Here is a 14,353-nt window from a genome sequence, read left to right as displayed (position 1 = left end):
ATAAGATAAATAAAACAGGCGGATAACTCCGCCGTTTTTTTATTAATATGGTTTTGGTAATGGCAGAAACCTGCCGATACAGCATTCCTGTAAAGATTAATGTATACCCCGATATTGAGTGGGAATTTAAAGTTGAATATGCCTGTAAAAATCCAATAAAATATAGAGATTCATGGGTTACAATGAGGCAAGCACGAGTTGATGATGCTGTGAATAAGGCACAAGCTGGTGATATAGACGGATATGATGGAAATTTAGAGACTAAATTCAAAGTAGGTGGAGGTGTAACTTATAATAATGTTCAAAAAGAGATTTCATATGAATTTGCAGGAAAAATAAGACCTATTCTTAAAACATTTTTAAAAATAAAAAATAAGATAAATAAGTTAATCGGAGGAAATGAAGCAAAAAATGGGTTTAATTTTTTACCGAAAGATATGCAAAACGCTTGTGCATCCCTTGCTGCTAAACTTAAAAGACAACCCGTAATGTTAGAAATAGGCTCTCCATCCGTAAGTTTTGAGTTAAATTATAAAAACGTATACAATCCCCCTTCCCCCTTGTCGGTAGTTCGTCAATTAGAAGCACACTTAAAATTTTCTCCTTTTTTAACCGGAAAAGGAACGTTAGACCTAATTGCGATTGCCTCCAGAATGCCGTATATTGGACGCATAGTGAGAACGGTAGATACTGCACTGGTTGCCTTAAATATAAATGCTGTATTCGCTGTATCAGCAATAGGAGAAATAGGGTTTGAAATCATAGTATCGGGTTTATATCATGAAAAAACAGGATTTAAATTTTTTAACGAAAATAATTACAGTGTAAAAGCCAATGGTCGCTTTGGTTTAGAGGTAGAACTTTCCGCAGAAGGAGAGTGGAAAATAAAAACCTGGTTACTTTGGGGGGATGAACATACTATGAAAGCAGGGGCTAGCGCAAAAGCCAGCAGTTTTTTTGAACCCACACTCGGTTTTGCGGCAGATGAAAAGGGTCCCTATTTAGAAGGAGCTGTAAAGTTTACGGGTATCAAAATTATTCTGGAAATTAATGCTGAATTTGATAAATACGGTATTAAAAGATCGAAAGATATCGTTATTGTTGAAGCACCGAAAGAACCTATTTTGGGAGGAAAAAAATATTTTAATGAAAATGATAAAAAAAACAGCTAGTGTTCTTGTAGCCTGCTTATTACTATTACAAGGCTGCGGACAAGCACCAAAAACAGATAAACAAATAATTAAAGAAACTATGCAAGCAATTGAAATACCAAAGCAGTACCAGCAAGAACCGTTCTATTATGCCGGAATTTACAGTGCTAATATTAAATGGGAACTATTTATTAATGATACACAAACGTTTGCCCATTATCAGGGTAAAATTACCAGTCCCATTGTCCCACTAAATTATAATATACTGGGCAGCGGTAAACAAAAATTAACCATTCGCATGTATCCCCCCAATGGACAGACTGTTTTAGGCGAATATGCCGCTTTTAGATTGAGATTATATTATAGAAAGAATTTTAGGGATAAGAAAGTTCCTGAAATCCCTATACTAGATTTCGAACTGCCTTATGAACAGACTAAAGATTTACCTTATTTTGAAAAATCGTTTGAATTTGAAGCGCAAGTGCCTTATCAAATGACTGGTTGGACAAAATCTAAAGATTTAACCAAAGTCCCCGATTTGGAACAAAAAGTAGTAAAAAAAATAGAGGCGTTGCGTACTATTTTAGAAAATAAGGATACAGAAGCTTACTTTCAAGCAGTCATGCCCAGATCGAAAGAACAATTTATCTGTTTATATGCTACTCAACAAGAAATTGAAAATTCTTTTCAAGAAGACTCTTTAACCAACGGGCAGCTTTCAAAGATATTGGATGATATACAAATTTTACCGATTACTGACTATCAGATAATACTTGAACCCCATAATAGGATTGTAAAATTAAGACAAAAAGACGATGATAGTTTTACAGACGGAATTAAATTTAAAGCAATTGATAAAGAAGATAAAAAGGAGATTACTGGAGGTTATTACTTCCGTTTCCATATACCTGAAGGATCTGACGAGTTAGAGGTAATAAGATAAATTCATGATGAAAAAATTAATCAGCGTGTTTTTACTTAGTTGTTTTCTGTTTTCTTGCGGACAAGCACCAAAAACAGATAAACAAATAATTAAAGAAACTATGCAAGCAATTGAAGTGCCAAAGCAGTACCAGCAAGAACCTGCCTATTATGTCGGAATTTACAGTTCTAATATTAGATGGGAACTATTTGTTAATGATGTACAAATGTTTGCCCATTATCAAGGTAAAATTACCAGTCTCATTGTCCCATTAAACTATCGAATTTTGGGCAGTGGTAAACAAAAAATAACCTTTCGCATTTATCCCCCGAATGGACAGGCTGTTTTAGGCGAGTATGCCGCTTTTAGATTGAGATTATTTTACAATAAAAATTTTAGGGATAAGGAAGATCCTGAAATCCATATACTAAACTTCGAACTGCCTTATGAACAGACTAAAGATTTACCTTATTTTGAAAAATCGTTTGAATTTGAAGCGCAAGTGCCTTATCAAATGACAGGTTGGACAAAATCTAAAGATTTAACCAAAGTCCCCGATTTGGAACAAAAAGTAGTTAAAAAAATAGAGGCGTTGCGTACTATTTTAGAAAAAAATAATACAGAAGCTTACCTTCAAGCAATCATGCCCAGAGAGAAAGAAAAATTTATCTGTCTATATGCTACTCAACAAGAAATTGAAAATTCTTTTCAAGAAGACTCTTTAACCAACGGGGAGTTTTCAAAGATATTTGATGATATACAAATTTTACCGATTGAAGACTATCAGATAATAATTGAACCCAATAATAGGATTGTAAAATTAAGACAAAAAGACAAAGATGATTTTTCTGACGGAATTAAATTTAAAGCAATTTTTAAAGAAAATAATAAGGAGTCTAATGGAAGTTATTTATTCCGTTTCCATATACCTGAAGGATCTGACAAGTTAGAGGTAATAAGATAAATTCATGATGAAAAAATTAATCAGCGTGTTTTTACTTAGTTGTTTTCTGTTTTCTTGCGGACAAGCACAAAAAACAGATAAACAAATAATTAAAGAAACTATGCAAGCAATTGAAATACCAAAGCAGTATAAGCAAGAACCTGCCTATTATGTCGGAATTTACAGTGCTAATATTAAATGGGAACTATTTGTTAATGTATAGTAGCTCAAACTTAATCTGACAGACACATATTACTCATCGGCTTTCATTTTAACAAAATGCGTGTCCGGTGAGTAAAATAAATTCTCCAATTGCTTTTCCTTAACCAACCCCTTTGCACCATTCCATGTTTGCCATGGTGTCTTCCCATAACAATATTTTCCAGAATGCGCTCTTTCTCGATTGTAAAACTCAAGCCATTGCTCAACTTTAGTAGCTCAAACTTAATCTGACAGACACGTATTACTCATCGGCCTTCATTTTAACAAAATGCGTGTCCGATGAGTAAAATAAATTCTCCAATTGCTTTTCCTTAACCAATCCCTTTGCATCATTCCATGTTTGCCATGGTGTCTTTCCATAACAATATTTTCCAGAGTGCGCTCTTTCTCGATTGTAAAACTCAAGCCATTGCTCAATATTGTTTTGTATTTCACTCAATTGTGTGTAAATCTTACGCCGAAATAAAATATCATAACATTCTGTTTTCATCGTCTTATGGAATCGCTCACAAATGCCGTTAGTTTGTGGACTGTAGGCTTTGGTCTTGGTGTGTTCAATATCTTCTAGATTAAGATAAAGTTCATAAGCATGGCTCTCCTTATGGCCATTATATTCCGTTCCTCGGTCTGTAAGAATGCGTAAAAGGGGGACTTGTTCGCTGTAAAAGAAAGAAAGCACTTTATCATTGAGCATATCGGCTGCAATCAGACTGTTCGTGATGCTTTGGCTTTTTCAAGGGCTGTAATTGATTTTCCGTGAGCACACATCCTTCTTGTGCCACTTTGGTTTCTAGAGCTATTAAGCGTTTTTTAAAACTTTCTAAATCGTGACGTAGCCAAATAGAGCGTACACCACTCCCTGACACCATGATGCCTTCTTGACGAAGTTGATTGGCAACTCGATGTTGCCCATAAGCTGGATATTCATAGGCCATATTGACAACGGCTTGTTCTATATGTGGCTCTACCCGATTTTTTTCGATAGGCTTTTTGCGACTGATTTCTTGAAGCGCAAGCTCACCCCCTTGCTCATACAATTTTTTAAATCGATAATAGCTATCTCGACTGTATCCCATGACTTTGCAAGCTTGTTGAACGTTACCGAGTTGCTTAGCTAATTCTAAAAGTCCTAATTTAGGTTTAATGATTTTGGCGGTTTGATTCATTTATGACTCTCCTTTTGTGTTATAAAATAACGCAAATGTCAGATTGAGTGAAGACTATTACAGATTAATACATAAGAAATAGGATATCCATGATTTTTTAAACACTCACTCAACTCTCGTGAAGATAGTGGTTTACCTACTTCTTCTTCATACAAAACTTTACTCTTTGAAACACCCAATGCTTTTTCTATGAATGTATAATCACTACGAAGGCCATTTTCAGTTAAATGTCCAACAATAGATTTCAGCTCTCCGCCCCAAGGCCTGAAAATACAATTAATTGTATAAAAGCGTTTATCGCCAGTTTCTTCATACAACTCTTTCAAAATTTGTAATCGTGTATTTCCCCCATCTGAAATTACATAGCCCTCTTCTCCTGGTATTTTTGTAATGGCAGGAGCATGATCAAGTCCCTTTTTTCGAATAGATTCTTTAATATCTTCATATGATTCATTTTTTTTCAGGCGTGGTAATACCTGACTAGGTCTTAATTCGTCAAGATTGACCCGCATAGGCATTTCATTCAATGTAATTTTAGTGGTTGCCCTATCACCGTCTGGGAAACCTGTAGATATACGTTCACGCATAACATCAACAGATGATTTTTGTTCTACCATAATATTAATATTTTCCTTAAACTAAATTTTGATAATGCATGTATGGCCCATCAAATTTGACTGCTACTTTACCAGTCGCTGCATTACGAGCTTTGGCCACTATTAATTCACCAGTCCCTTTAGCTTCACTGTTTTCGTTATAGACTTCATCTCGATACAGTAATATTACTGTTGTCGCATCTTGCTCTAAACTGCCAGATTCTTTCAAATCAGACAAAAGAGGATGTTTATCAGAACGAGATTCAACTGAGCGGTTTAATTGTGAAAGCAGAACTAAAGGAATATTGAAATCTTTACAATGAATTTTTAGCTGTCTACTAATATTGCTCACTTCAACAGCACGATTTTCATTGTTTTTTTCACCTGATGACATTAACTGTACATAATCAACTGCAACAAATATTGGTTGGCCATATAAACGTGTATAACGCTGAACTTTACGTCTGAAAATGCTTGGAGTTAAATACGCATTATCATCAATAATAAGAAATTTTTCCGTAATCACTATCGTCAAGATTTTTATTTTTTATATCGATAAATGGTACATGGGATAATGTAGCTAATAATCGCAACATCAACGATTGTGCATCCATCTCTAAGCTAAAAACAAAAACAGGTTGTATAGGTAAATTAGGATTATCATTAAGCGCTATTATTTGATTGTAAATCAATGAAATAAGAAATGCTGTTTTCCCCATGGAAGGTCTTGCGGCAATAATTGTAATTTCCTTGGGTTCCAACCCACCTATTTTAGAATCCAAATTTTTAAAACCTGTTGGAATAAATGGAGAGTGCTCCGTTTCCAAAAATGTCATAATATTATTCAACATTGCTGGTATAAGTTGCTCATCTTGATTATCTACAGCATGTCCCAACTGAAAAAGTTCGGATTCCGTTTGTGCTATAATCTGATTACTGCTGTCTGAATTACTAAATGACGCTTTTGTGAGCTTTTTTATCAATGTTTTTGCAATATTATTTGCACTACGAGCTTTTGTATAATTGCGTAAAATTGATGCATAGTGTTTAAAATTTGTTGCTCGTGGTGTATCTCTACTCAACTCAGCTAAATATGCTAAACCACCACAATTTTTTAGTTGTTCTTCGGAAAGAGCCTGAGATACAGTCAGAATATCCGCATGCTTACCTTCTTGAATTAAAGAAACTATGGCATTAAAAATCAATTTGTGCTGTGGTATATAAAAATCATCCACTTTTATTTCAAATGTATCATCAATACAGCTATTATCGATTAATAATGCACCTAATACTGATCGCTCAGTATCATTAGAATAAAAAAATTGCTTATTCATATAATCACCTTGTTATTTATTGTGAACAGAAATAAAAATGATTAATGAGTAATTTCGGTTTTCATAAATGCATCAAATTGTGGCTGATACCTAGGTAATAGGTGTTGACACAAATAATAAATATCGTCTTTGATACTTTGAGCTTGGGCTTTTGTTATTTTATATGGATGAGCTACTTTATTTGTTGGTTCGGTATAATGTTGAAATGCTGCAATACCGAGGGATGCGGCAACTTTGTAACTATTTTTCTTTTTAATATCTTTATCTAAAACAGTAATTTTAAAGGGTAAGGGTGGCAGAGATTTGATTTGTTGATTAAAAAGTTCTTTTATACGACGGCAATCATTATTTTCTTCTACTCGATTAAAAAACGTATAAACAGGAGGTAATTCTATTCCGTAATCCGTAAAAGGAATCAAACTTCTAAATAAATTAGAAATAGTGCCTCGCAGATATTCTCGAACGCCTGGCATGGAAGGATCTAGCGGAGATAAAACCACATCAGAAGCAAGTACTGCCATATTGACCGTTGGATCAATTGTTCCGACCGTATCAATAACTATCACATCGTACTCGTTTTTGAGAAGTTTTAAGCATGATTTTAGACGGATAATACCATCGGCCGAAGCGTTTAAATGGGAAACAATTTCTTGTCTAACACTGTTTGATGACATAACATCTAAATTTTGTGTTGTTGTCGCAGATATTAGTTTATCTAAATCTGTTTCATGCATTATAAGAAAATCATAAATGCCATATGGAGCCTCTTTTTGCGATGGAAAATATGAACAAGCTGTAGGCTGCTCTAAGTCAAAATCCAGTAATAGTGTTTTTAACCCCGAATGTGCTATAAAAGCAGCAATATTAACTGCTGTAGTAGATTTGGTAGAACCGCCTTTAGTATCGGCTATAGTTATCACTGTTGCATTTTTTTTCATGATATTAACCCTTAAAAAATTAAAAAATTTATTAAACATTAAAATCATGAGATGGTGGCCCCTACTGGACTTGAACCAGTGACCAATCGATTATGAGTCGACTGCTCTGACCAACTGAGCTAAGGGGCCATTTGGATGTGCTACTGAGTTAGTAGGGTTGCGATTATAATAGAGTTAAATCGAATTTGCTATAGTTAATTAATAAAATAGAACGGTTTGATTATTTATTGTCCTGTTATTTATTGGGTTTTATACAAGTTTAATTACTGATATTTTTTATTTAATTAAACTGCTACAATAATTTAGTTTATTATTGATTGTTGTTTTATTGGTTGAGGAAATATTATGTCTATAAAAAAATTATTATTCATTGGTGTTGCGATGGTTGCGACTTTGTTTTTAGGTGCTTGTAGTAGTTCTAACTATCAAACTACTTCTGCCGGTAGTCATGTTCAATTCATAGATACTAAACCTGCTGCTTCTTGTCAATTATTGGGTAAAGCAGAAGGACGCCGTAGTAGTTTCTTTTCTGGTCTTAAAACACATAGCGAACTTATTCGTGATGCTGCAACAGAATTGATGAATAAGGCGGCTGCGATGGGTGGCAATGTGATTTATAATGCACAGGATACTTCAATGCAATATATTTCTGATATTGCACCAACAGATGCCGTTATGGTTGGTGAAGTTTATAGCTGTAAATAATGCTGATTAAATGAAAAAGGGAGGTTTGTCTCCCTTTTTGCTGATAGTAATGACTTGTAATATTTTGAGTTAATTTAGCTATTTTGTTTTTCAAATTGCTGCATAAAATCAATTAAATAATTTACGCCGTCTTGATCCATGGCATTATAAAGAGATGCACGCATTCCTCCAGCAATTCGGTGACCTTTTATACCTATAATGTTAGCTTGCGTTGCTTCACTTACAAATTTTTTATCCAGATCTTCATTTGGCGATAAAAAGGTGACGTTCATTATTGATCGATTGGCTTTAGCAACCGTATTTTGATAAAAATCAGATTGGTCAATAAATTGATATAGTAATTGCGCTTTGGTTTGGTTTCGTTGTTGCATTGCTTTTAGTCCACCAAGTTTTTTGATCCATTTAAATACTAAGCCAGACATGTACCATGCAAATGTAGGTGGTGTGTTAAACATGGAGTCATTGTCTAATAAGATTTTGTAGTCTAATACTGATGGTAGGATTTTTTGTGCATAGCCAATTAGATCTTCACGCACAATAACTATAGTGATACCTGAAGGGCCGATGTTTTTTTGTGCTCCAGCATAAATGATGCCATATCGGTTTATATCAATAGGTTGTGATAATATGCATGAAGATAAGTCGGCAACAACAGTTTTGTTGTTAAAATTAGGCTCTTCGAAGATTTGAACACCGTCGATTGTTTCGTTTGGGCAATAGTGTATATAAGCTGCATCATCATTTAATTGCCATTCGGACATGGGTTTTATTGCTGTTAATCCATCTTGTTTAATGATGACATTTTGTTCATTAATTTGGCAATATTTGCTAGCCTCTTTGGCAGCACATTGGCTCCAGTAACCGCTGTTAATGTAATCTGCACTGGTTTTATTTCCCAAAATATTTAGTGGTACAGCGGCAAATTGTGCTCTAGCTCCCCCTTGGCAATAAAGGATTTTATAATTATTAGGGATGTTTAAGATTTGACGCAGATCATTGCTTGCTTCAATAGCGCATGCATCAAAATCTTTACCTCTATGGCTTAATTCCATGACTGATGCGCCAGTATTATGCCAATTTAATAATTCAACTTGAACTTGTTTTAATACATCTGCAGGTAATTTTGCAGGACCTGCACTAAAATTATAACTTTTATTCATTGCAATTCACTTTGATCCATTCAAAAAAGAGTTCTATTCTTGCACTGTCTGCACTGATATACAATCAGATTTTTTATAAAAAAATAGCATAGAAGTGAATATGTTGGCATAAAAACGCCAGCAGATGCTGGCATAATGTTATTGAGGAGTTTAGTTAATTATGATAATTGTTGCTTTGCAACTTCAATTGCTAATTTTACTTGTTGTGGTGAAACGCCACCTTTGGCACAGCGTTTAGCTAGGCATGATTCTAATGATAATATTGGATAAACATCATTATCTATAACTGGACTAAATTTTTGTAGTTCTTCAAGCGAAAGTTCTTCAAGTGCTTTTTGTTTTGCAATAGCCTCTATCACCGCTTCACCAACAATATGGTGAGCTTCACGGAACGGTATACCTTTGGCAACTAAATAATCAGCTAATTCAGTTGCATTAGAATAACCTTGTTTGGCCGCTTCTTGGCAATTGGTGTAATTAATTTTAATATCTTCTAACACTAGCATAGCCATATCTAAACACTCAAGCCAAGTATCAAGCGCATCAAATAGGTGCTCTTTGTCTTCTTGTAGATCTTTATTGTAAGCCAAAGGTAATCCTTTCAAAGTCACTATTGCTCCTGTTAGTGCACCAACAACTCGCCCTACTTTGCCACGGATCAGCTCTAATGCATCGGGATTCTTTTTTTGTGGCATGAGTGAAGACCCCGAAGTCACGCGATCAGATAGTTCAACAAAATTGGCTTCGCCACTATTAAAAATAATAAGATCTTCAGCAAAACGCGATAGATGTATCATGCCTATTGAAGCATTATTTAATAGTTCAATAATGTGATCACGATCAGACACCGAATCTAAACTGTTATTAGTAGCTTGCGTAAACCCTAACCAATGCGCTAATTGTTCACGATCCATTGGATAGGCAGTTCCTGCTAATGCACCAGAGCCCAAAGGGCTTACATCAAGGCGTTTTAGTGTATCTTCTAAGCGACTAATATCACGACTAAGCATTTCAAAATAGGCTAAGCACCAGTGAGCAAACGTTATTGGCTGGGCTCGTTGCAGATGAGTGTAACCTGGCATAATCGCATTTTGATGTTGTTCGGCTGTTGCAACTAGTGATTGTCGCAAATGATTAACGGCGTTAATTAAATATGAAACTTGTATTTTACACCATAGTTTTAGGTCAGTTGTCGATTGGTCGTTACGACTTCGTCCTGTATGTAATTTTTTACCTAAATCACCGATTTTTTCGATTAGTTTTTGCTCAACCCAGCTGTGTATGTCTTCGGCATCGCTTTGTAAAATCTGTTTGGGATCTTGTTGGACCGAAAGTAATAATTCGTTTAAGGCCTTTTCTAGTTTTTTTTGCTCATCATAAGATATAACGTCAACGGTCACCAATGCTTTTGACCAAGCAATCGAACCGATAATATCTTGCTCAGCAAGACGATAGTCAAAGCGCAATGAGTCATTAAAATGTTTAAACCTTTGATCTGCCACTTGGCTAAAACGTCCACCCCATAATGCCATAATTACCTCAATATTATTTTAATGATTAGTTATACGATTTTAATTTATCGTTTTTATGTGTTTATATTTATAATAAAATTTGATTTTATCAACAATAAAAATAATATATACAGGATTTAACCTGTATATATTTATTATAGTAGTTTGATTTTTTGATACTAGCGCTTATTTTTTCGTTTTTGTGACTGCTTTTTTAGTCGCTGGTTTTGGACTTTTAGTTGTTTTAGCCTTTTGGGCTGGTTGTTTTTTCTTTTCTTCATTTAAAGCTCGTATGCGTGATGACAACGAGAATAAACGAATAAACCCACCTGCATGGCTGTGATCATAAACTTCATCTTCCCCAAATGTAGCAAACTCTTCATTATATAGACTATTTGGCGATTTCTTTTGTACCGCTGTTGCATTGCCTTTATAGAGTTTAACCACGACTTCGCCAGTCATGTCTTGTGCTAAGACTTCGGCTGCAGCTTGAATAGAACGACGATATGGAGCAAACCAACGCCCGTCATAAACAACATAGGCCATTTCTAAACCTAATTGCTCACGCCATTTAAAGCTGTCACGATCTAAGATTAATTGCTCTAAACCACGCAATGCTGTCATCATTATGGTACCACCAGGCGTTTCATAACAACCTCGTGATTTGATACCAACTAAGCGGTTTTCAATAATATCAACTCGACCAACACCATGTTTAGCACCAATTTTATTTAATGTTGCAACGCAGTTATAAGGTGATAATTTTTTACCATTAACTGAAACGACTTCACATTTTTCAATACCAATAGTCACTAATTCTGGTTTATTTGGTGCATCTTCTGGCGAAACAGTCCAAGCCCAGCAATCGGCATTAGCTTGGTTCCATGTGCTTTCAAGGACACCGCCTTCGGTTGAAATATGCCATGCATTTTCGTCACGGCTGTAAATTTTTTCAACTGTTGCAGTAGTTGGAATTTTACGGGCTTTTAAATAATCAATTAAAGCTTCACGTGAGCGTAAATCCCACTCACGCCAAGGTGCAATCACTTTAAGTTGTGGAGCTAGTGCAGTATAAGTGGTTTCAAAGCGCACTTGGTCATTACCTTTACCTGTTGCACCGTGACAGAGTGTATCAGCCCCGACTTCTAACGCATATTCAACTTGCGCTTTTGCAATAATTGGACGAGCCATTGAGGTACCAAGATAATAAGTACCTTCATATAACGCCCCAGTTTTTAATACTGGATATACATAGTCTTTAACAAATTCTTCTCGTAAATCAACCACTTTACAAGCAACTGCTCCCGATGCTTTGGCTTTCTTTTCGACATCTTTTAATTCTTTAGGATCTTGCCCTACATTGGCAACAAAGGCATAAACTTCACATCCGCCATAATTCTCTTTTAGCCAAGGAATAATTGCTGATGTATCTAAACCGCCCGAATAAGCCAACACAACCTTTTTTGTTCCACTTTTTTTCATGTTATACCCTTTCTAAATTAACTGACGATAAATAAATGAGTTAAAGATGTTTTCTTTTAATATTCAAATATAGATAGCTAAATTAATATACTAGCAGCTCAATACTTAAGCAATAATTCTTGTGCCTGTTATACCTGATTGTCCGTTAAATAGTTCAATTAATTTGTCAGATTCTTTCCAACTAGCAATATCAATAGCTCGCCCTAAGGCTTTAGCCGCTTCAAAAGCAGCATTGACTTTCACTATCATCCCCTCGGTAATAATACCTTTGGCAATTAGCTGATCAGCTTGCAATTGTGTTAATGATTCGATGCGTTGTTTATTTTCATCAAGTACGCCAACGACATCAGACAATAATATTAAATCGGCATTTAAGGTCTTAGCTAGTGCTACCGCTGCGTGATCGGCATTAACATTCATCATTTGTCCCGCTTGAGTAATACCAATCGAGCTAATAATGGGAAGGTAACCCGAATTAATAAGTAGATTGATTAATGTAGGATCGCCAGCTTTGGCTTCACCAACATAACCTAAATCCTCTGAAATTTGTTTAACTTCCACACTATTACCGTCAGCTAAACAGAGCCCAACACTAGCTATTTTTTGTTTTTTTGCTTCTGACAACAACGTGGTATTAGCACTACCTGCAAGGCTACCAACAATAACATCGATTTGGTCAGCGGGCGTTACACGCAGTCCATTTCGGCGTACCACAGGTAAAGAAAGCCTGTCCATCAAGGAATCAACGACCGTACCCCCACCATGAACAATGATTAATGAACGTTGAAAATTTTTTTTGTATTCGCTAATGACAACAAATAATTTACTTAAAGCATCTTTGTTATCGAGTAATACGCCTCCAAGTTTTATAACTAATGGTTTCATTTTAGTTCCCTATTAATTTAACTTATTGTTAACACGTTCAAAATTTTGCATAGAATTAGTTCATTTTTATAATAATGATGTGGTTTCATCAAAACCAAATCGAATATTCATACATTGCACCGCTTGCGCTGCAGCACCTTTTAATAAGTTATCTTCAACAGAAATTAATATTAAATGACGATCTTTCAATACAAAACCAATATCGCAATAAGGCAAACCAATGACAGACTTTAATGCTGGCCAATCTTTTTGGTAAACTCTAATTAACGGTTTATTTTGGTAGTATTTATTTAAAGCATTCAAAACGTCTTGTGATGTTACACTTTCTTTTACTCGGCAAGTTATTGTGGCATGAATACCTTGTTTAAAACTGCCTAAATGAGGTGTAAAGATCACTTCTTGACCTAAATGTGTTGCAATTTCGGGGTGATGACGATGCGTAAATAATCCATAAGCGTGTAAGCTGACTTCACAAAATAGATTATTATGTGAAGGTTTTCTTCCTGCTCCACTTACCCCACTCACAGCATTAATAACAGGCCATTGTGAATTATCTAATAGCCCCTCCTCGATTAATGGTTTTAGCGGTAATTGAGAAGCCGTAGGATAGCACCCAGGAACTGCAATAAGTTGAGCTCCTTTGATCTCTTCGCTATTCCATTCAGCTAAACCATAAACTGCTTTATCTAACCATTTTTGATGTTGATGGGTGAAACCATAATAATCGGTATAAAAAGTAGCAGAATTAACTCTAAACGCACCCGACAAATCAAAAACAGTGCAGCCATGTTCTAAAAAATAAGGAGCTATATTGTGGCTGACAGCATGTTCAGTTGCTAAAAAAACGACATCAACACTATTAATATAAGAGGAATAATCTGCGGTAGCAGTAAGTGGTAAATCAACAACACCTTTTAATTGGGGATGTAAATCGTAATCAGAAATCAGCTTGCCACCATCTTGACTGTTCTCTGATACAGTTAATGCAATAAGTTCAATATGTGGATGTTTGTGTAGATAATAAGCTAATTTTGCACCAGCATAGCCACTCGCACCAATAATAATTGCCTTTAACATACCTATCCTTATCTATTATTATGCAATAATGGATATATAGTAGGCTATTTATAAAACTAGCACAAGTATAAAATGAATTTTTATTCACTTTTTTTGAATTTAATTTCATTAATTTTTTTGCAGACTTTTAATATTTCAACGTATTATGTTTAAAAACTCCTCGCGTTGTTTACAGTAGCTATCCTTAAAATAGTACAGCAAAAAAGTAGAAAATTTCCCATAATAAAAGTAAAAGAGGATTAAAACATAAAAAATAACCGA

At 35.0% G+C, this 14,353-nt stretch carries 11 protein-coding genes, 1 tRNA gene and 3 pseudogenes; 5 read left to right on the top strand and 10 right to left on the bottom strand.

Annotation, left to right across the window (positions count from 1 at the left end):
- The first annotated feature begins 47 nt into the window (after nt 1-47).
- Genes GQ590_RS05040 through GQ590_RS05025 form a run of 4 tightly spaced genes read left to right on the top strand, consistent with a single transcriptional unit; the run spans nt 48 to nt 3,239 of the window.
- Nucleotides 48-1,172, top strand: a complete 1,125-nt coding sequence (locus GQ590_RS05040) for a hypothetical protein (RefSeq protein WP_160422550.1) — start codon at nt 48-50, stop codon at nt 1,170-1,172.
- On the top strand, nt 1,147-2,094 hold the full coding sequence (locus GQ590_RS05035; RefSeq protein WP_160406260.1) for a hypothetical protein: 948 nt from the start codon (nt 1,147-1,149) through the stop codon (nt 2,092-2,094). The genes GQ590_RS05040 and GQ590_RS05035 overlap by 26 nt, the downstream gene beginning before the upstream one ends.
- 4 nt (nt 2,095-2,098) lie before the next feature.
- Complete coding sequence (locus GQ590_RS05030; RefSeq protein ID WP_160406261.1) at nt 2,099-3,037, top strand: hypothetical protein; 939 nt, start codon at nt 2,099-2,101, stop codon at nt 3,035-3,037.
- Nucleotides 3,038-3,041: 4 nt separating this feature from the next.
- Nucleotides 3,042-3,239, top strand: coding sequence for a hypothetical protein (locus tag GQ590_RS05025; protein ID WP_160406262.1), 198 nt, complete (start codon nt 3,042-3,044; stop codon nt 3,237-3,239).
- 240 nt (nt 3,240-3,479) lie between these two features.
- Here GQ590_RS05025 and GQ590_RS05020 read toward each other — a convergent pair.
- The 5 genes and pseudogenes from GQ590_RS05020 to GQ590_RS04995 all read right to left on the bottom strand — a co-directional run bounded on the left by GQ590_RS05020 (nt 3,480) and on the right by GQ590_RS04995 (nt 7,401).
- Nucleotides 3,480-4,404, bottom strand: a pseudogene (locus tag GQ590_RS05020) (integrase core domain-containing protein).
- A 38-nt stretch (nt 4,405-4,442) separates the two neighbouring features.
- Nucleotides 4,443-5,021: a ParB family protein gene (locus GQ590_RS05015; protein ID WP_160406263.1), complete on the bottom strand. Its 579-nt coding sequence runs from the start codon at nt 5,019-5,021 to the stop codon at nt 4,443-4,445.
- A 16-nt stretch (nt 5,022-5,037) separates the two neighbouring features.
- Nucleotides 5,038-6,334 (bottom strand): annotated as a pseudogene (locus GQ590_RS12855) (replicative DNA helicase).
- 41 nt (nt 6,335-6,375) lie between these two features.
- Nucleotides 6,376-7,272 carry a ParA family protein gene (locus GQ590_RS05000; protein WP_160406266.1) on the bottom strand — a complete coding sequence of 299 codons (897 nt, stop codon included), beginning with the start codon at nt 7,270-7,272 and terminating at the stop codon, nt 6,376-6,378.
- Between the two features lie 52 nt (nt 7,273-7,324).
- Nucleotides 7,325-7,401: transfer RNA gene (locus tag GQ590_RS04995), tRNA-Ile, on the bottom strand.
- Between the two features lie 216 nt (nt 7,402-7,617).
- On the opposite strand from GQ590_RS04995, the gene GQ590_RS04990 reads away from it, so the two are divergent.
- The gene (locus GQ590_RS04990) at nt 7,618-7,977 is read left to right on the top strand and encodes a DUF4156 domain-containing protein (protein ID WP_160406267.1); all 360 of its coding nucleotides are present in this window, start codon (nt 7,618-7,620) and stop codon (nt 7,975-7,977) included.
- Nucleotides 7,978-8,051: 74 nt separating this feature from the next.
- On the opposite strand, the gene serC is transcribed toward GQ590_RS04990, so the two are convergent.
- From serC to argC, 5 genes and pseudogenes are all read right to left on the bottom strand, one after another.
- Complete coding sequence (serC, locus tag GQ590_RS04985) at nt 8,052-9,137, bottom strand: 3-phosphoserine/phosphohydroxythreonine transaminase (RefSeq protein ID WP_160406268.1); 1,086 nt, start codon at nt 9,135-9,137, stop codon at nt 8,052-8,054.
- Nucleotides 9,138-9,295: 158 nt separating this feature from the next.
- On the bottom strand, nt 9,296-10,669 hold the full coding sequence (gene argH, locus GQ590_RS04980) for an argininosuccinate lyase (RefSeq protein WP_160406269.1): 1,374 nt from the start codon (nt 10,667-10,669) through the stop codon (nt 9,296-9,298).
- Nucleotides 10,670-10,912: 243 nt separating this feature from the next.
- A pseudogene (locus GQ590_RS04975) lies at nt 10,913-12,130 on the bottom strand (argininosuccinate synthase); the annotation flags it as partial.
- Nucleotides 12,131-12,235: 105 nt separating this feature from the next.
- Nucleotides 12,236-13,015, bottom strand: a complete 780-nt coding sequence (argB, locus tag GQ590_RS04970; RefSeq protein ID WP_160406271.1) for an acetylglutamate kinase — start codon at nt 13,013-13,015, stop codon at nt 12,236-12,238.
- A 66-nt stretch (nt 13,016-13,081) separates the two neighbouring features.
- Entirely contained in the window at nt 13,082-14,092 is a 1,011-nt protein-coding gene (argC, locus tag GQ590_RS04965) for an N-acetyl-gamma-glutamyl-phosphate reductase (protein WP_160406272.1), read from the bottom strand.
- Between the last annotated feature and the right edge of the window lie 261 nt (nt 14,093-14,353).

Source organism: Gilliamella sp. Lep-s35 (assembly GCF_009795845.1).
In the GTDB taxonomy this organism is placed as follows: domain Bacteria; phylum Pseudomonadota; class Gammaproteobacteria; order Enterobacterales; family Orbaceae; genus Gilliamella.
Note: the sequence above shows the minus strand (reverse complement) of the source record. Positions and strands in the feature narration are given on the sequence as shown.